Here is an 18583-nt window from a genome sequence, read left to right as displayed (position 1 = left end):
AAACGGCAGTCAAGAGGTATGCAATGGAAGGGCTCGTCAAGCTGGACCGGATCGACATCAGCATTCTGGTTGAACTGCAAAAAGATGGTCGGATGACCAACGTCAGCCTGGCCGATGCCGTGGGCCTGTCCGCCAGTCCCTGCCTGCAACGGGTCAAGCGGCTGGAGTCGGCCGGTTATATCTCCAGCTACAAGGCGCATCTGAACCTGGCCAAGATCACCGATTCGGTCACGGTGTTCACCGAAATTACCCTCAGCGACCACAAGCGTGAAGACTTCGCCAAGTTCGAATCCAACATCCGCCTGGTGGATGAGGTGCTCGAATGCCATCTGATCAGCGGCGGCTACGATTACCTGGTGCGCTTCATGACCCGCAGCATCCAGCATTACCAGGAAGTGGTCGAAGGCCTGCTGGACAAGAACATCGGCATCTCCAAGTACTTCAGCTACATCGTGATCAAATCACCGGTGTTGAAAGACGGCGTGCCGCTGCGCAAGCTGCTGCGTCACTGAGTGCGGGTTCGCCCGTTCAGGATCAGCAGGGTCAACAGCCCCGCGACAATGCCCCAGAATGCCGAGCCGATGGAAAACAGCGTCAGCCCTGATGCGGTGACCATGAAGGTGATCAGCGCCGCCTCGCGTTCCTTAGGTTCGTGCATGGCGACGCTCAGGCCGTTGATGATCGAGCCGAACAACGCCAGCGCCGCAATCGACAGCACCAGCTCTTTTGGCAAGGCGGCGAACAATGCCGCCAGGGTCGCGCCGAACACCCCTGCAATGCCGTAGAACACCCCGCACCACACGGCGGCGGTGTAGCGCTTGTGGCGATCCTCATGGGCATGCGGCCCGGTGCAGATGGCCGCGCTGATCGCCGCCAGGTTGATGCCGTGCGAACCGAACGGCGCCAGCAGCAGCGAGGCCAGCCCGGTGACGCTGATCAACGGCGAGGCCGGCACGTTGTACCCGTCGGCGCGCAGCACGGCGATGCCGGGCATGTTCTGCGAGGTCATCGCCACCACGAACAGCGGGATGCCGATGCTGATGGTTGCCGCGAGCGAGAAGTGCGGCGTGGTCCACACCGGCACCGCCACTTCCAGGTGAAAGGCGCTGAAATCCAGCAGCCCCAGCAGCCCGGACAATGCGGTGCCGATCACCAGCGCAGCGAGCACCGCATAACGCGGCGACAGGCGCTTGATGATCAGGTAGGTAAAAAACATTCCCAGCACCAGCGCGGTGCGATGTTGCGCGGCGACGAAAATCTCACTGCCGATCTTGAACAGGATGCCAGCCAGCAATGCCGCGGCCAGTGATGCGGGGATGCGCTTGAGTAGTTTTTCAAAGCTGCCGGTCAGCCCGCAGAGCGTCACCAGCACCGCGCAGGTGATATAGGCACCAATGGCCTCGCCGTAGCTCACGCCGCCCAGGCTGGTGATCAACAGCGCCGCGCCGGGTGTCGACCAGGCGACGGTAATCGGCGTGCGGTAGCGCAGCGACAGGCCGATGCTGCACACCGCCATGCCGATGGACAGCGCCCAGATCCACGAAGAAATCTGCGCCGTGGTCAAACCGGCCGCCTGGCCGGCCTGGAACATCAGCACCAGGGAGCTGGTATAGCCAGTCATCATGGCGATAAAACCGGCGACGACGGCCGACGGCGAAGTGTCGGCCAGCGGGCGCAGGGGCGCGTGAATGGCATCGGTCATGACGAGGGTGTTCCTTTTGCCTGGGTATTTGCCGGTGAGGGCGCAGATTCAAGCCTAAACTCAAAGGTCACCGGTCATTGCAATACAGCCGGGGCCGCAAACAGCCGTACAGTGTGTTGGCGTATGCGGTTGTGTACAATGTGCCCCGTTTTCAGGCGATACTTGCCAGCGTCACGCTGTTGCCGTATTACCGTTAATTCGCCGCCGTTCTCCAAACCCGAGTGCTCATGAACGAACAGTTGCAACCTCTCAAGAAACAACCGCGCGCCGGCAAAACCGGTCGCACCGGCACCCAGGACGATATCGTCTATGCGCATATCTTCGAGGCGATCCTCGAACAGCGCCTGGCACCCGGCACCAAATTGAGTGAAGAGGCACTGGGCGAAATCTTTGGCGTGAGCCGCACCATCATTCGCCGTGCGCTGTCGCGTCTGGCCCATGAAGGCGTGGTGCTGCTGCGGCCCAATCGCGGTGCGGTGGTTGCCAGCCCGAGTGTCGAAGAGGCCCGCCAGGTGTTCATGGCGCGGCGTCTGGTGGAGCGCGCGATCACTGAATTGGCCGTGCAGCACGCCACCGCCGAGCAGTTGGCCGAACTGCGTCAGATGGTCAATGACGAGCGCGACAGCTTTTCCCGCGGGGATCGTGGTGCGGGTATTCGTCTGTCCGGCGAATTTCACCTCAAACTGGCGGAAGCGGCGAAGAATGCGCCGCTGATCAGCTTTCAGCGCAGCCTGGTTTCGCAGACTTCATTGATCATCGCGCAGTACGAAAGCGGCAACCGCTCGCATTGTTCCTACGATGAACATACCCAGTTGATTGACGCGATCGAAGCGCGCGATGCGGTGCTGGCGGTGGATTTGATGATGCATCATATGGATCATATCGACAGCAAGCTCAACCTTGACGAGGAAGGGGCTTCGGATGATTTGCATGCGGTGTTTTCGCATTTGTTGCAGACCAGGAAGGGTGGGCGGTCTTCGTTGAAGGTGTGAACACATTTTAAAAGTGTGGGAGGGGGCTTTAATTGTGTACATCCGTTGCTGCGGTAACGGCTGCTTGCGGTTCCGCCCTGACGGCGGGTCACTTTTTGAAGAGCGCAAAAAGTAACCAAAAACGCTTCGCCCCACCACTCGGCACCTCGCTAATGCTCGGTGTGCCCGCACTCCGGCTTGAATCCGTGGGCCGCCGCAATGGGCCATCCCTGGCCCAGTGCGGCTAACCCGGCGTCCTGCCGGGTTGCCCACGGATTCAAGCCTGCGTTCGGCCAGCGTGGTTGACGGGGCGCTTGAGATCAAGATCAAAAGCCAAAGCAAAGCAAAGCAGATCAAAAGCAGATCAAAAGCAGGATCTGGTTCATTCGCTTCTCTGTGGGAGCTGGCTTGCCTGCGATGCAGACACCTCAATGCATCAGGCAGGCCCAGTCGATGCCTTCGCAGGCAAGCCAGCTCCCACATTTGATCGCGTTCACCTTCCCCGTGTAGCCAGGATCACCGTTGGTGCACCAACCGGCCAGCCGCATAGGTCTGCAGCACCACCCGATCATCCCCCAGCGTCATCAACACAAACAACGTCTCGGCAATATCTTTTGACTGCTTCAAGCGATAACTGAGCAGCGGCGTAGCGTTGTAATCCAATACCAGAAAGTCCGCATCCGTACCCGGTTGCAACGTCCCGATCCTGTCCTCCAGACGCAGCGCCCGCGCGCCGCCCAGCGTGGCGAGGTACAGCGACTTGAACGGGCTCAACCGCACGCCCTGCAACTGCATGACTTTGTACGCCTCGTTCAGTGTCTGCAGCAGCGAGAAACTGGTGCCACCGCCCAAGTCGGTGCCCAGGCCGACATTGAGCTTGTGCTTCTCGGCCATCGGCAGGTTGAACAGCCCGCTGCCCAGAAACAAGTTCGAGGTAGGGCAGAAGGCGACCGCCGAGCCGGTCTGCGCCAGGCGCGCGCATTCGTCGTCACACAGGTGCACGCCGTGGGCGAACACCGAGCGCTCGCCCAGCAGCTTGTAGTGGTCGTACACGTCCAGGTAGCCGCTGCGCTCCGGGAACAGCTCCTTCACCCATTCGACTTCCTGCGTGTTCTCGCTGATGTGGGTCTGCAGGTAAAGGTCGGGGTATTCCCCCAGCAACTGCCCGGCCAGTGTCAGTTGCTCCGGCGTGCTGGTGGGCGCAAAGCGCGGGGTGACGGCATAGTGCAGGCGGCCCTTGCCGTGCCAGCGTTCGATCAGCGCCTTGCTGTCCGCGTAGCTGGTTTGGGCGGTGTCGGTGAGGTAGTCCGGCGCGTTGCGGTCCATCATCACTTTGCCGGCGATCATGCGCAGGTCGAGTTTTTGCGCGGCTTCAAAGAACGCGTCCACCGACTGCGGGTGCACGCTGGCGAACACCAGCGCGGTGGTGGTGCCGTTGCGCAGCAGTTCCTTGATGAAAATATCCGCGACGTGCTCGGCATGGGCTTTGTCGGCGAACTGGCTTTCGCACGGGAAGGTGTAGGTGTTGAGCCAATCGAGCAATTGCTCGCCATAGGCGCCGACCATGCCGGTTTGCGGCAGGTGGATATGGGTGTCGATCAGCCCTGGCGTGATCAGCGCGTCCTGATAATGAACGACCTCGGTATCGGCGGGCAGGCTCGGCAGCAGGTCGGCGGCGTGGCCGACGGCGCTGATAAGGCCGTTTTCGATCACCAGCAGACCGTCTTCGAAATACTCGTAGGAGGCTTCGATCCCCACTTCGGCAGGGTCGCCGATGCTGTGCAGGAGGGCGGCGCGGTAGGCTTTGCGAGTCAAAGGCATGGGGGTCTCGATTCAGATAGCTTGGCTGCGACGTGACGCCGGCAGCAGTTTGGCAATGGGTTCGGCGCGGGCAGCGTGCTGGCCGAAACTGGCGTTGTAGGTGGCGATGATTTCGCCGGCGATGGAAATGGCGATCTCCATCGGCAGTTTGCCCTTCACCTCGGTGAGGCCCATGGGGCAGCGCATGCGTTGCAAGTGCGCGGCGTCGAAACCGCGATCGCGCAGACGGTGTTCGAACTTGACGCGTTTGGTTTTGGAGCCGATCAGGCCGAAGTAGGTGAAGTCGTTGCGCTTGAGCAGGGCGGCGGTCAGTTCCAGGTCCAGCGCGTGATTGTGGGTCATGACGATGCAGTAGCTGCCCGCCGGCAGGTCGGCAATTTCGTCGACCGGCTCTTCGCTGACGATTTTACGCACGCCTTGCGGGATATGTTCCGGGAATTGCTGGTCACGCGAATCTATCCAGCGCACCCGGCACGGCAGGCTGGCCAGCAACGGCACCAGTGCACGGCCGACATGGCCGGCGCCGAACACCGCAATGTGCGCCTGCACCTGGCCCATGGGCTCGAACAGCAGCACGGTCACGCCGCCACAGCACTGACCAAGGCTGGCGCCGAGGCTGAAGCGCTCCAGGTGGGTGTTTTGCTGGCCGTGCGCAAGCATGTCGCGGGCGATCTGCATCGCCTTGTATTCCAGGTGCCCGCCGCCGATGGTGTCGAAGGTCCGGTCGGCGCTGATCACCATCTTCGAACCGGCATTGCGCGGGGTGGAGCCCAGTTCTTCGATGATGGTGACGAGCACGCAGGGTTCGCCGCTGGTTTGCAGGTGGGCGAGGGCGCTGATCCAGTTGTTCATGGTGACCTCTTGTGGTGTCTCTCAGGCCGTCATCGCGGGCAAGCCCGCTCCCACATTTGACTGCATTCACACATCAAAATGTGGGAGCTGGCTTGCCTGCGATGGCAGCACCTCGGTCCTAAAGCGAAACCTGCAACCGCCGCATCTGCTCACACCCCCACAACACCCGCTCCGGCGTCGCCGGGGCATCGATCTTCGGTTGATGGCGATAACCACCGAGGCTCGCCACTGCATCCTTGATCGCACACCACGAGGCAATGCCGAGCATGAACGGCGGCTCGCCCACGGCCTTGGAGTGAAACACCGTGTCTTCCGGGTTCTTGCGGTTCTCTACCAATCTGACGCGCAAATCCAGCGGCATGTCGGCCACCGCCGGGATCTTGTAGCTGGCCGGGCCGTTCGTCATCAGTTTGCCCTTGTCGTTCCACACCAACTCCTCCATGGTCAGCCAGCCCATGCCCTGGATGAAGCCGCCTTCGACCTGGCCGATGTCGATGGCCGGGTTCAGCGAGGCGCCCACGTCATGCAGGATGTCGGTGCGCAGCATCCGGTATTCACCGGTGAGGGTGTCGACGATCACTTCGCAACAGGCCGCGCCGAACGCGTAGTAGTAGAACGGCCGTCCGCGCGACTGGCTGCGGTCGTAGAAAATTTTCGGAGTCTTGTAGAACCCCGTGCTCGAGAGTGACACCTGGGCGAAGTACGCCTGCTGGATCAACGTCTCGAAACTCAGGATCTGCTCGCGCACGCGCACATGGCCGTTGCGAAATTCCACATCCGCTTCGCTCACGTCGTACTTGCGCGCGGCAAATTCCACCAGACGCTGCTTGATGGTTTCGGCGGCGTTCTGCGCGGCCTTGCCGTTCAGGTCGGCACCGCTGGAAGCGGCGGTGGGCGAGGTGTTCGGCACTTTGTCGGTGTTAGTGGCGGTGATCTGCACGCGGTCGATGTGCACCTGGAACACCTCGGCCACCACTTGCGCGACCTTGGTGTTCAGGCCCTGGCCCATCTCGGTGCCGCCGTGGTTGAGGTGGATGCTGCCGTCGGTGTAGATGTGGATCAGCGCGCCGGCCTGGTTGAGGAAGCTGGCGGTAAACGAGATGCCGAATTTCACCGGGGTCAGCGCCAGGCCTTTTTTCAGGATCGGGCTGTGGGCGTTGTACTGGCGGATCGCTTCGCGGCGCTCGGCGTACTGGCTGCTGGCTTCAAGTTCGGCGGTCATCTCGTCGAGCATGTTGTGCTCGACGGTCTGGTAGTAGTGAGTGACGTTGCGCTCGGTCTTGCCATAGTAATTGGCCTTGCGCACCGCCAGCGGGTCGAGCGCCAGGTGACGGGCGATGGCGTCCATCACCTCTTCGATAGCGACCATGCCCTGGGGGCCACCGAAGCCGCGATAAGCGGTGTTGGACGCGGTGTTGGTCTTGCAGCGATGGCCGTTGACCGTGGCATCGCCCAGGTAATACGAATTGTCGGCGTGGAACATCGCGCGGTCGACAATCGAGTTGGACAGGTCCGGCGAGCAGCCGCAGTTGCCCGCCAGCTCCAGGTTGATCCCGTGCAGCCGGCCGCTGTCGTCAAAGCCCACGTCGTATTCGATATAGAACGGGTGGCGCTTGCCGGTCATCAGCATGTCTTCGACGCGCGGCAGGCGCATCTTGGTTGGCTGACCGGTAAGGCGCGCGACCACCGCACACAGGCAGGCGGGGCTCGCTGCCTGGGTTTCCTTGCCGCCAAAACCGCCGCCCATGCGGCGCATGTCGACGACGATTTTGTTCATCGACACATCGAGCACTTCAGCCACCAGTTTCTGTATTTCGGTGGGGTTTTGCGTGGAGCAGTAGACGACCATGCCGCCGTCTTCGGTGGGCATCACCGAGGAAATCTGGGTTTCGAGGTAGAAGTGTTCCTGGCCGCCGATGTGCAGGGTGCCTTGCAGACGATGTTTGGCCGTGGCCAATGCGCCCGCCGAATCCCCGCGTTGGTGGGTGTGGCTGTCGAGCACGAAATGTTTGTTGCGGTAGGCCTCGACCACATCGAGCACCGGCTCCAGGTCTTCGTATTCGATCAGCGCCGCCATCGCGGCCTTGCGCGCGGTGTCGAGGTCACGGGCGGCCACGGCGAGCACCACCTGGCCGACGTATTGCACGGTGTCGATGGCCAGCAGCGGGTCGCCGGGCAGCAGCGGGCCGATGTCTTTGAGGCCCGGCACGTCTTCGTGGGTGATGACGATGCGCACCCCGTCGAAGGCGTAGCAGGGCGCGGTGTCGATGCTCAGGATGCGCGCGTGGGCACGGTCGGACAGGCGCGCATACAGGTGCAACTGGTTGGGAAATTCCAGGCGGTCATCGATGTATTGCGCTTCACCGCTGACGTGCTTGGCGGCGCTGTCGTGCTTGACGCTGCGGCCCACGCCAGAGGTGATTTCCCCGGCGAACAGTTCGGCCAGTTCGGCCTGGGTGTTAACGACGGCGTGATGGTTAGACATAAGCGGTCACCCGAGTCTTGATGTGCGGCGTCTGCAGTTCGATGAAGTATTTGCGCAGCAGGTTCTGCGCGCTGAGCAGGCGGTATTCCTTGCTGGCGCGAAAATCTGAAAGCGGGGTGAAGTCATCGGTCAGGGCGGCGCAGGCGTGTTCGACGGTGGCGGCGTTCCAGGTGGCGCCGACCAGCCCGGCTTCGCAGTTTTTCGCGCGTTTGGGCGTGGCGGCCATGCCACCAAAAGCAACGCGCGCCTCGCTGACCACGCCGTTGTCGACCTTCAGGTTGAAGGCGGCGCAGACCGCTGAAATATCATCGTCCAGACGCTTGGACACCTTGTACGCACGAAACAGCGCGTGGCCCTTGGGCACGATGATTTTTTCGATGAATTCGCTGTCTTGCCGGGCGGTAACACGGTAGTCGATGAAGTAGTCTTCCAGCGCCAGGGTGCGCCGGGTGTTGCCCTTGCACAGCACGATCTGCGCGCCCAGGGCGATCAGCAACGGCGGTGAATCGCCAATCGGCGAGGCGTTGCCGATATTGCCACCCAGGGTGCCCTGGTTGCGGATCTGCAGGGAGGCAAACCGCTGCAGCAGTTCGCCGAAGTCCGGGTAGGCCTGGTGCAGGGCGCTGTAGCAGTCGGAGAGGGGGGCGGCGGCGCCGATTTCCAGGCGGTCGTCGAAGGACTCGATGCGCTTCATCTCGTCGATGTTGCCCACGTAGATCATCACCGGCAGCGTGCGGTGAAACTGCGTGACTTCCAGCGCCAGGTCGGTGCCACCGGCGAGCAGTCGGGCCTGTGGGTAGGCGTCGTAGAGGTCGGCCAGGTCGGCGACGGTGAGCGGCACCAGGCAGCGTTTGTCGCCGCTGTTCAGCTCGCCGGTCTGGGTGGGCGCGATGGCCTTGAGGCGCGCGATGGTCTGGGCTTGGCGGCTGTCGAACTGGTCCTGGGGTTTGTTGCAGCAAGCCTGCTCGGCGGCGGCCAGGATCGGGCGGTAGCCGGTGCAGCGGCACAGGTTGCCGGCCAGGGCTTCGTGGGCTTTGCGGCTGTCGGGCGAATCGCTGTTCTTTTGCAGGGCAAACAGCGACATCACGAATCCCGGCGTGCAAAAGCCGCATTGCGAGCCGTGGCACTCGACCATCGCCTGCTGCACGCTGTGCAATTGGCCCTGGTGCTTGAGGTCTTCGACGCTGATCAGTTGTTTGCCGTGCAATGACGAGACAAAGGTCAGGCACGAATTGAGGCTGCGATAACGAATCTGCTCGACGCCGCTGTCATCGCGGTGCAACTCGCCCACCACCACGGTGCACGCGCCGCAGTCACCGCTGGCGCAGCCTTCCTTGGTGCCGGGTTTGCCCACGTGTTCACGCAGGTAGTTGAGCACCGTCAGGTTGGGGTCCAGGGCATGCTCGCTACGGAGTTCCTGGTTGAGTAAAAACTGGATCACGGAAGGCCTCGCAGATTCATTATTGTTGTAACCGCTTTGCGCCGAATCTAGTCATGTCTGACTTTTCGGTCAATGAGTTTCTGACTTAAGGGTCAAGAAAGCGCGGTCACAGCATCCTCAATTAAGGTTCAGGCTTTTTAAACCGGCGCATTTACGGGGTGATGAGCTGCAATAACTGCTTATTTCATGCCAAATTCGCCCCTGTGGGCGTAGCGCCATCAGCGAGCCAATGCGCTACACTGCCGCGCTGTCAACGATAGAAGATTTTGAAGGGAAAACATGACGTTCAAGGCGCCGGACAGTCTCGCCGAGCAAATCGCTCACCACCTCGCCGAACGTATCATTCGCGGCGATTTAAAGCCTGGGGAACGCATCCAGGAACAGAAAGTCACGCTGGCGCTGAATGTCAGCCGTGGTTCCGTGCGCGAAGCCTTGCTGATCCTCGAACGTCGCCACCTCATCGCGATCCTGCCGCGCCGTGGCGCCCATGTCACCGAACTGACTGCGCACAAAGTGCAGAGCCTGTGCACGTTGATGGGCGAGCTGTACATCCTGCTCGGCAATGCGGTCGCCGAGGGCTGGCAGACTCAGGCCGACATGGCGCCGTTCGTGCAGATCCAGCAGCGCCTGGTGAGCAATTTCGAACGCCAGGACATCCGCGCCTTCGTCGAAGAAAGCTTCAACGTGATGCGCGCCGCATACCCCTTCGCCAACAACCCGTATCTGCAGGAAACCATCGAAAACCTGCAACCGGCGATGAACCGTGCCTACTACCTGGCCCTGGATCAGCGCAAGGCGAGCATGAGCGAGTACCTGGCGCTGTTCGAGCAACTGCTCGCCGCCGTGCTCGAGCGTAACCTGGCGCAGATTCGCACGGTGCTGTCGGCCTACTGCCAGCGCAGCAGCTCGCTGGTGATCGCCGCGTTGGCGGACGCCTAAACGTGCGGCTCAAGTGCATCAAGCTGGCGGGGTTCAAATCCTTCGTCGACCCGACCACGGTGAACTTCCCCAGTAACATGGCGGCGGTGGTCGGGCCCAATGGGTGCGGCAAGTCGAATATCATCGACGCCGTGCGCTGGGTGATGGGCGAGAGTTCGGCGAAGAACCTGCGTGGCGAGTCGATGACCGACGTCATCTTCAATGGCTCCACCAGCCGCAAACCGGTGAGCCAGGCCAGTATCGAGCTGGTGTTCGACAACTCTGACGGCACCCTGGTCGGCGAGTACGCCGCCTACGCGGAGATCTCGATTCGCCGCAAGGTCACCCGTGACAGTCAGAACAGCTACTTCCTCAACGGCACCAAGTGCCGTCGACGCGACATCACCGATATCTTCCTCGGCACCGGCCTGGGCCCGCGCAGCTACTCGATCATCGAGCAGGGCATGATCTCCAAGCTCATCGAAGCCAAGCCCGAGGATCTGCGCAACTTCATCGAAGAAGCCGCCGGCATCTCCAAGTACAAGGAGCGCCGCCGCGAGACCGAAAACCGCATCCGCCGCACCCATGAAAACCTCGCCCGCCTGACCGACCTGCGCGAAGAGCTGGAGCGCCAGTTGGAGCGCCTGCACCGCCAGGCTCAGGCGGCCGAGAAGTATCAGGAATACAAGGGCGAGGAACGCCAGCTCAAGGCGCAGCTGTCGGCCTTGCGCTGGCAGGCGCTGAACGAGCAGGTGGGCCAGCGCGAAGCGATCATCGGCACCCAGGAAATCAGCTTCGAAGCCCTGGTGGCCGAGCAGCGCAACGCCGACGCCAGCATCGAGCGCCTGCGTGACGGGCACCATGACCTGTCCGAGCGCTTCAATCTGGTGCAGGGGCGCTTCTATTCGGTGGGCGGCGACATTGCCCGCGTCGAGCAGAGCATTCAACACGGGCAGCAACGTTTGCGACAGCTGCAGGACGACTTGAAGGAAGCCGAGCGCGCGCGCCTGGAAACCGAGTCGCACCTGGGCCATGACCGCACCTTGCTGCTGACCCTCGGCGAAGAGCTGGACATGCTCACCCCCGAGCAGGAGATCACCAACGCCGCCGCCGAGGAAGCCGCCGCCGCCCTGGAAGAAGCCGAAACCACCATGCACGGCTGGCAGGAGCAGTGGGACGCCTTCAACCTGCAATCGGCCGAACCGCGCCGTCAGGCCGAGGTGCAGCAGTCGCGCATCCAGCAACTGGAAACCAGCATGGAGCGCCTGGCCGAGCGCCAGCGCCGCATGCTCGAGGAGCGCGCGCTGCTCGCCGCCGACCCTGAAGACGCGGCGATCATGCAATTGAACGAGCAACTGGCCGAAAGCGAGATGACGCTTGAAGAGCTAGAAGCCAGCGAAGAACAGCAAGTGGAGCGCCTGGAGCAACTGCGTCAGCAATTGCACACGGCGACCCAGGCCCAGCAGCAGGCCCAGGGCGATTTGCAGCGGCTCAATGGCCGGCTGGCATCCCTTGAGGCATTACAGCAAGCCGCCCTGGACCCGGGCACCGGCACCGCCGAATGGCTGCGCGACCAGAACCTGGCCGAGCGTCCGCGCCTGGCTGAAGGCCTGAAGGTGGACGCTGGTTGGGAATTGGCCGTGGAAACCGTTTTGGGCGCCGACCTGCAAGCGGTGCTGGTCGATGACGTTGGCGGTTTCGACCTGGCCGGGTTCGGCCATGGCGATCTGCGCCTGCTCAGCCCGGACGCCGATGGCAAACGGGTGCCAGGCAGCCTGCTCGACAAGGTCGAGGCGGCCGTTGACCTGTCGCCGTGGCTGGGCCAGGTCAGGCCGGTCGAATCCCTCGACGAGGCGCTGGCCCAGCGCAGCCAGCTGGCGGCGGGTGACAGCCTGATCAGCCGCGATGGCTACTGGGTCGGGCGCCACTTTCTGCGTGTGCGCCGTGCCAGTGAAGCCGAAAGCGGCGTATTGGCCCGTGGCCAGGAAATCGTCAACCTGAGTGCCGAGCGCGAAGAGCGCGAAGCCACCCTGGAGCGCCTGGAAACCGAATTGCAAACCCTGCGTGCCACCCAGCGCCAGCAGGAAACCGGTCGCGAACACTTGCGCCGCCTGTTGCAGGACGAAGCGCGCCAGCAGGGCGAATTGAAAGCGCAGCTCTCGGCGAGCAAGGCGAAGGCCGAGCAACTGACCCTGCGCCGCACGCGTCTGGACGAAGAAGTCGCCGAGATGGGCGAACAACGCGTCCTTGAACACGAACAGATCGGCGAAGCGCGCCTGCAATTGCAGGAAGCTCTCGACAGCATGGCCCTGGACACGGAGCAGCGCGAGCTGCTGCTGGCCCAGCGCGACAGCCTGCGCGAACGCCTTGACCGTGTGCGCCAGGAAGCCCGGCAGCACAAGGATCACGCCCATCAGTTGGCGGTGCGCCTGGGCTCATTGCGCGCCCAGCACGCGTCCACCGCCCAGGCCCTCGAACGCCTGGAGATGCAGTCCGAACGCCTCACCGAAAAACGCGAGCAATTGAGCTTGAACCTGGAGGAGGGCGAAGCGCCGCTGGAAGAGCTGCGCCTCAAGCTTGAAGAGTTGCTCGAAAAGCGCATGAGCGTCGACGAAGAACTCAGGACCGCGCAGATCGCCCTGGAGGATGCCGACCGCGAACTGCGCGACGCCGAGAAGCGTCGCACCCAGGCCGAGCAGCAATCGCAGTTGATCCGGGGTCAACTCGAGCAGCAGCGCATGGAGTGGCAAGCCCTTACCGTGCGCCGCAAGACCCTGCAGGACCAGTTGCTCGAAGACGGCTACGACCTGCACGGCGTGCTTAATACGCTGACCGCCCAGGCCAACGAGAAAGACGCCGAAGAAGAACTCGAACGCATCGCCGCGCGCATTCAACGTTTGGGCGCGATCAACCTCGCGGCCATCGATGAATATCAGCAGCAGTCCGAACGCAAACGTTATCTGGATGCCCAGGATGCCGACCTGGTCGAAGCACTGGACACGCTGGAAAACGTGATTCGCAAGATCGACAAAGAAACGCGCAACCGCTTCAAGGATACCTTTGATCAGATTAATGGCGGTTTACAGGCCTTATTCCCGAAAGTTTTCGGCGGTGGCAGCGCTTATCTGGAACTGACGGGCGAAGATCTACTCGATACAGGGGTGACGATCATGGCGCGTCCGCCGGGCAAGAAGAACAGCACCATCCATTTGTTGTCCGGCGGCGAAAAAGCCCTGACCGCACTGGCGCTGGTATTTGCCATCTTCAAGCTCAACCCGGCGCCGTTCTGCATGCTCGACGAGGTGGATGCGCCGCTGGATGACGCGAACGTCGGGCGCTATGCAAGGCTGGTCAAGGAGATGTCCCAGACCGTGCAGTTCATCTATATCACCCACAACAAGATCGCCATGGAAATGGCTGATCAACTGATGGGAGTGACGATGCACGAACCGGGGTGTTCGCGATTGGTGGCGGTGGATGTGGAAGAAGCGCTGAAGATGGTGGAATCTTAAGCGCTGCCATCGGCGAAAATGCGTGGTGCGATATAGGGCGTTTTACCAATCTGGAGAAAGTGGCAAATGGACATATTTGTTCAAGGCATTTTGACAGACGGTGTAAAGTTATCTTTGGTCGTGCTAGTTTAATGTCAATTTTTCGTACGCGTGGGCAAAACGTCAGTCAGAACATAGAGTTGGCGCCACGTTTTAAAGCGGTTTGCACGGTGCTAAACCCCTTATTTTTCAGCATTTTTTATTAGAGGCACGGGATTACATGGAAATCGGTCTGCGCGAGTGGCTGATCGTCATCGGCATCATTGTGATTGCCGGTATTCTTTTTGATGGCTGGCGCCGTATGCGCGGTGGCAAGGGCAAGCTGAAGTTTCGTCTGGACCGCAACCTGTCCAACTTGCCCGACGACGACGGCAGCGCCGAGCTGCTGGGGCCGCCCCGTGTGCTCGATACCCATAAAGAGCCGCAGTTGGACGAGCATGACCTGCCGTCGATGAGCGCGCCGCAGCGTGAAGCCCGCGAGCCGTCCAAACGTGGCAAACGCGGCAATGCCGGCGCCGCCGAACCGCATCAGGGTGACTTGAACCTCGACGTGGACGAAGGCCCGAGCTTCAGCAGTCGCGACGATGATTTCCCCGATGAAAACGTCGGCAGGCAGGCCTCGCGCCAGTCTGTCAGCGATCAGCCGGCCGCCGAGGAAGTGCTGGTGATCAGCGTGATCTGCCGCGACGCGGGTGGCTTCAAGGGTCCTGCGCTGTTGCAGAACATTCTCGAAAGCGGCCTGCGCTTTGGCGAGATGGATATTTTCCATCGTCACGAAAGCATGGCCGGTAACGGCGAAGTGCTGTTCTCCATGGCCAACGCGGTCAAACCCGGCACCTTCGATCTGGACGACATCGACCTGTTCAGCACCCCGGCGGTGAGTTTCTTCCTCGGCCTGCCAGGCCCGCGTCACCCGAAACAGGCGTTCGACGTGATGGTGGCCGCAGCCCGCAAGCTGTCCCAGGAGCTCAACGGCGAACTCAAGGACGACCAGCGCAGCGTGCTGACCGCCCAGACCATCGAACATTATCGTCAGCGCATCGTCGAGTTCGAGCGTCGTGCCCTGACACAGAAACGCTGAGGTTCGATCTTAAGCGTTGTCTGTAGAATCCGTGCACTAACATATTGAGCAGCTTCGGCTGCTCTTTTGCTTTATGAGAGAACACCCATGACCGCCGCCCACACCCGTATTCTCGAATTGCGCGCTGAACTGGATCAGCACAACTACCGCTATCACGTGCTCGACGAGCCGAGTATTCCGGACGCCGAGTACGACCGCCTGTTCCATGAGCTCAAGGCCCTGGAGGCCGAGCATCCAGAGTTGGTGACACGCGATTCGCCGACCCAGCGGGTGGGCAGTGCGGCGTTGTCGGCGTTTACCCAGGTGCGCCATGAGATCCCCATGCTCAGCCTGGGCAACGCGTTCGATGAGAGCAGCATGCTGGAGTTCGATCGGCGCGTGACCGAGGGCCTGGACCTGCCGGCCGGCGACCTGTTCGGCGCTGTGGAGTACAGCTGCGAGCCGAAGCTCGATGGCCTGGCGGTCAGCCTGCTGTACCAGGACGGCGAGCTGGTGCGTGGCGCCACCCGTGGCGACGGCACCACCGGCGAAGACATCAGCGTCAACGTGCGCACCGTGCGCAACATCCCGCTCAAACTGCACGGCAGCGGCTGGCCGGCGACTCTGGAAGTGCGCGGCGAAGTCTTTATGTCCAAGGCCGGTTTCGAACGGCTCAACGCATCGCAGCTGGACGTTGGCGGCAAGACCTTCGCCAACCCGCGCAACGCCGCCGCCGGCAGCCTGCGCCAACTGGACTCGAAGATCACCGCCAGCCGCCCGCTGGAATTCTGCTGCTATGGCATCGGTCAGGTGACGACGGATATCAGCGACAGCCATATCGGCAACCTGCAGCAGTTGCAGCAGTGGGGCCTGCCGATCAGTCACGAACTCAAACTGGCCAAGGGCATTCAGGATTGCCTCGATTATTACCGCGACATTGGCGAGCGGCGTAACAGCCTGCCCTATGAAATCGACGGCGTGGTGTTCAAGGTCAACCGCATTGCCTCCCAGCGCGAACTGGGCTTTCGCGCCCGCGAGCCGCGCTGGGCCATTGCCCATAAATTCCCGGCCATGGAAGAGCTCACCGAGCTGCTCGATGTGGAGTTCCAGGTGGGCCGTACCGGCGCTGTGACGCCGGTGGCACGTCTGAAGCCAGTGAAGGTGGCCGGTGTGACGGTGTCCAATGCCACGTTGCACAACATGGATGAAGTGGCGCGCCTGGGTCTGATGATTGGCGACACGGTGATCATCCGCCGCGCCGGCGACGTGATCCCCCAGGTGGTCTCGGTGGTCACCGAACGCCGCCCCGAGCATGCCCGTGCGGTGCAGATTCCCGAGCGTTGCCCGGTGTGCGGCTCCCACGTGGAGCGCACGCAGTTGGTCAAGCGCAGCAAGGGCAAGGAAACCGTCAGCGAGGGCGCAGTGTACCGTTGCGTCGGCCGCCTGGCCTGTGGTGCGCAGCTCAAGCAGGCGATTATCCATTTTGTCTCGCGCCGGGCCATGGACATCGACGGCCTGGGCGACAAAACCATCGAGCAACTGGTGGATGAAAAACTCATCGGCTCGCCTGCCGATCTCTACAAGCTCACGTACGAGCAGATCATCGACCTGGAAGGCTTTGCCGATATTTCCAGCAAGAAGCTGATCACTGCGATTGAAAACAGCCGCACGCCAACCCTGGCGCGCTTTATCTACGCCCTGGGCATTCCCGATGTGGGCGAGGAGACCGCCAAGGTGCTGGCGCGCTCCCTGGCCTCGCTGGAGCGGGTGCAGCAGGCCTTGCCGCAGGTGCTGACGTACTTGCCGGACGTGGGCCTGGAAGTGGCGCACGAGATCCATAGTTTCTTCGAGGACGGCCATAACCGGCAGGTCATAGGCGCGCTGCTGTCGCCGGATGAATGCGGCCTGCAGTTGCAGGATCAGGGCGACCTGAGCGCCGAATTCGCCGCCAGCACCACCCTGGGCGGCTTGCTCGACAAGCTGCACGTGCCGTCCGTCGGTCCGGGCGCGGCGCAGAAGCTCGCCGACAAGTTCGGCAGCCTCGAAGGGGTGATCCAGGCCGACTGGCTCGACATGCGTCAGGCACTGCCCGAGAAGCAAGCCAAGGCGGTGCGCGAGTACTTCGATAACCCGGAAAATGCCCGCCATGCTCTGGCCATCGAGCAGCAGCTCAAGGACTTCGGCATGCACTGGGAGAGCGAGAAGAAGGCCGTCGAAGGCTTGCCCGAAGCCGGGCACACCTGGGTCCTCACCGGCTCTCTGGAGCTGATGAGCCGTGAGGTGGCCAAGGAGAAGCTTGAAAGCCTGGGCGCCAAGGTGGCCGGTTCCGTGTCTGCGAAAACCCACTGCGTGGTGGCCGGGCCGGGGGCGGGGTCGAAGCTGGCCAAGGCCAGCGAGTTGGGGCTTAACGTGCTGGATGAGGCAGCCTTTGTGGCGTTCCTGAGCAAGCACGGCAAAGCCTGACGCTGCGCGGGGGAACGATCCCGCGCGCAAGGTGATCTAGTCTCTGTCTTCCCGTGAGAGATCGCCATGTTCCGCTACTTCGAGCAACTCAGTTCGCGCATTGCCGCCCCGTTCATGGCCGGATCCTCGCGTAACAGCAAGGTCTGGCAATGCCGCTGCGGCCAGTCGCTGTTTTTTCGCAACAGCCAGTGCCTGGCCTGCTCGGCCCTGCTGGGCTACCACCCGCAGCAGAGCCGTTTGTCGTCGCTGCAACCGGGCCCGGTGGTCGACACTTGGCAGATGGATGACAACCTCGACGCCGGCACCTTTCGCCGTTGCGCCAACCTCGACACCCCGGCGGCGTGCAACTGGCTGATCCCGGCCCACAGCACCGACGCGCTGTGCGTGGCTTGCAGCCTGAACCGCACCATTCCCGACCTGTCGATTGCAGAAAATCACCAACGCTGGGGCAAGGTCGAGACGGCCAAGCGTCGGCTCGTCGCGCAATTGATCAGCCTGGGCCTGCAAGTGGTGCCCAAAAGCGTGGATGAGGAAGCGGGCCTGGCGTTCGACTTCGTCGGTGTCGACCTTGAAGGCAATGCGCCCACCACCGGGCATGCCAACGGCCTGATCACCCTCGACATCAAGGAAGCCGACGACGCCCATCGCGAGAAGGTCCGCGTGCAGATGCATGAGCCCTACCGCACCTTGCTCGGGCATTTTCGCCATGAGGTCGGCCATTACTATTGGGATCGCCTGATCGCCAGCAGCCACTGGTTGCAGCCGTATCGCGACCTGTTCGGCGACGAACGCGCCAGTTATGCCGATGCGCTCGATCAGCACTACCAGCACGGCCCACGCGCCGACTGGCAGCAGAATTGCGTCAGTGCCTACGCCACCATGCACCCGTGGGAAGACTGGGCGGAAACCTGGGCCCACTACCTGCACATGATGGACGCCGTCGACACCGCGCTGGGTTTTGGCATGAGTGCCCGTGAAATGGACCTGGATTACCAGCCGTTTCCCCTCACGACCCTCTACGACCCCGAGCACCCGGGCGGTCCCGCGTTCCTGTCGTTCGTCAACGCCTGGATCGAGCTGGCCGGCATGCTCAACGAACTGTCCCGCAGCATGGGCCAGCCGGATTTCTATCCCTTCGTGCTGCCGCCTGCGGTGATCGCCAAGCTGCACTTCATTCACCTGGTGATTCAGGAAGAGGGCGGCCGGGCTGATGAGGTCTTGCTGGCAAAATGAAAAGAGCGCCAGGGGTGAGGCGCAAGACTCTGGCAAGTGCTTGAACCACTGGATGTTTTTAATCCGGTACCAACGGTTGTAACTTC

General features: G+C 62.1%; 12 protein-coding genes. 7 read left to right on the top strand and 5 right to left on the bottom strand.

Annotation, left to right across the window (positions count from 1 at the left end; all coding sequences use genetic code 11):
* The first annotated feature begins 23 nt into the window (after positions 1–23).
* Positions 24–512 (top strand): Lrp/AsnC family transcriptional regulator, encoded by a 489-nt coding sequence (locus H045_RS13725; protein WP_003230384.1) that lies wholly within the window; start codon positions 24–26, stop codon positions 510–512.
* On the opposite strand, the gene H045_RS13720 is transcribed toward H045_RS13725, so the two are convergent.
* Positions 506–1702, bottom strand: a complete 1197-nt coding sequence (locus tag H045_RS13720; RefSeq protein ID WP_015372663.1) for a benzoate/H(+) symporter BenE family transporter — start codon at positions 1700–1702, stop codon at positions 506–508. The genes H045_RS13725 and H045_RS13720 overlap by 7 nt on opposite strands.
* A 227-nt stretch (positions 1703–1929) precedes the next feature.
* On the opposite strand from H045_RS13720, the gene H045_RS13715 reads away from it, so the two are divergent.
* On the top strand, positions 1930–2694 hold the full coding sequence (locus H045_RS13715; protein WP_003230388.1) for a GntR family transcriptional regulator: 765 nt from the start codon (positions 1930–1932) through the stop codon (positions 2692–2694).
* Positions 2695–3189: 495 nt separating this feature from the next.
* Here H045_RS13715 and guaD read toward each other — a convergent pair whose 3' ends face one another.
* From guaD to xdhA, 4 genes are all read right to left on the bottom strand, one after another.
* Positions 3190–4494 carry a guanine deaminase gene (guaD, locus tag H045_RS13710; protein WP_015372662.1) on the bottom strand — a complete coding sequence of 435 codons (1305 nt, stop codon included), beginning with the start codon at positions 4492–4494 and terminating at the stop codon, positions 3190–3192.
* Positions 4495–4506: 12 nt separating this feature from the next.
* On the bottom strand, positions 4507–5346 hold the full coding sequence (gene xdhC / locus H045_RS13705; RefSeq protein ID WP_015372661.1) for a xanthine dehydrogenase accessory protein XdhC: 840 nt from the start codon (positions 5344–5346) through the stop codon (positions 4507–4509).
* A gap of 118 nt (positions 5347–5464) precedes the next feature.
* The gene (gene xdhB, locus H045_RS13700; protein WP_015372660.1) at positions 5465–7831 is read right to left on the bottom strand and encodes a xanthine dehydrogenase molybdopterin binding subunit; all 2367 of its coding nucleotides are present in this window, start codon (positions 7829–7831) and stop codon (positions 5465–5467) included.
* A complete protein-coding gene (xdhA, locus tag H045_RS13695; RefSeq protein ID WP_015372659.1) occupies positions 7824–9272 on the bottom strand; it encodes a xanthine dehydrogenase small subunit in 1449 nt (482 codons plus the stop codon). The genes xdhB and xdhA overlap by 8 nt, the downstream gene beginning before the upstream one ends.
* Positions 9273–9551: 279 nt before the next feature.
* Between xdhA and H045_RS13690 the strand changes: the two genes are divergently transcribed.
* The 5 genes from H045_RS13690 to H045_RS13670 all read left to right on the top strand — a co-directional run bounded on the left by H045_RS13690 (position 9552) and on the right by H045_RS13670 (position 18497).
* Positions 9552–10211 carry a GntR family transcriptional regulator gene (locus H045_RS13690; protein WP_015372658.1) on the top strand — a complete coding sequence of 220 codons (660 nt, stop codon included), beginning with the start codon at positions 9552–9554 and terminating at the stop codon, positions 10209–10211.
* A gap of 2 nt (positions 10212–10213) precedes the next feature.
* Positions 10214–13702 carry a chromosome segregation protein SMC gene (gene smc, locus H045_RS13685; protein ID WP_015372657.1) on the top strand — a complete coding sequence of 1163 codons (3489 nt, stop codon included), beginning with the start codon at positions 10214–10216 and terminating at the stop codon, positions 13700–13702.
* Positions 13703–13961: 259 nt separating this feature from the next.
* Complete coding sequence (gene zipA, locus H045_RS13680; RefSeq protein WP_003230404.1) at positions 13962–14822, top strand: cell division protein ZipA; 861 nt, start codon at positions 13962–13964, stop codon at positions 14820–14822.
* Between the two features lie 87 nt (positions 14823–14909).
* Positions 14910–17264, top strand: a complete 2355-nt coding sequence (ligA, locus tag H045_RS13675; RefSeq protein WP_015372656.1) for an NAD-dependent DNA ligase LigA — start codon at positions 14910–14912, stop codon at positions 17262–17264.
* A 66-nt stretch (positions 17265–17330) separates the two neighbouring features.
* Entirely contained in the window at positions 17331–18497 is a 1167-nt protein-coding gene (locus H045_RS13670; protein ID WP_015372655.1) for a zinc-binding metallopeptidase family protein, read from the top strand.
* Positions 18498–18583 lie beyond the last annotated feature (86 nt).

It is taken from the genome of Pseudomonas poae RE*1-1-14 (genome assembly GCF_000336465.1).
Lineage (GTDB): Bacteria > Pseudomonadota > Gammaproteobacteria > Pseudomonadales > Pseudomonadaceae > Aquipseudomonas > Aquipseudomonas poae.
Note: the sequence above shows the minus strand (reverse complement) of the source record. Positions and strands in the feature narration are given on the sequence as shown.

Bases quoted from the DNA above. Each gene is read 5' to 3' on its own strand.
- H045_RS13725 (WP_003230384.1), top strand. From the start codon at position 24: ATGGAAGGGCTCGTCAAGCTGGACCGGATCGACATCAGCATTCTGGTT.
- H045_RS13720 (WP_015372663.1), bottom strand. From the start codon at position 1,702: ATGACCGATGCCATTCACGCGCCCCTGCGCCCGCTGGCCGACACTTCG.
- H045_RS13715 (WP_003230388.1), top strand. From the start codon at position 1,930: ATGAACGAACAGTTGCAACCTCTCAAGAAACAACCGCGCGCCGGCAAA.
- guaD (WP_015372662.1), bottom strand. From the start codon at position 4,494: ATGCCTTTGACTCGCAAAGCCTACCGCGCCGCCCTCCTGCACAGCATC.
- xdhC (WP_015372661.1), bottom strand. From the start codon at position 5,346: ATGAACAACTGGATCAGCGCCCTCGCCCACCTGCAAACCAGCGGCGAA.
- xdhB (WP_015372660.1), bottom strand. From the start codon at position 7,831: ATGTCTAACCATCACGCCGTCGTTAACACCCAGGCCGAACTGGCCGAA.
- H045_RS13690 (WP_015372658.1), top strand. From the start codon at position 9,552: ATGACGTTCAAGGCGCCGGACAGTCTCGCCGAGCAAATCGCTCACCAC.
- zipA (WP_003230404.1), top strand. From the start codon at position 13,962: ATGGAAATCGGTCTGCGCGAGTGGCTGATCGTCATCGGCATCATTGTG.
- ligA (WP_015372656.1), top strand. From the start codon at position 14,910: ATGACCGCCGCCCACACCCGTATTCTCGAATTGCGCGCTGAACTGGAT.
- H045_RS13670 (WP_015372655.1), top strand. From the start codon at position 17,331: ATGTTCCGCTACTTCGAGCAACTCAGTTCGCGCATTGCCGCCCCGTTC.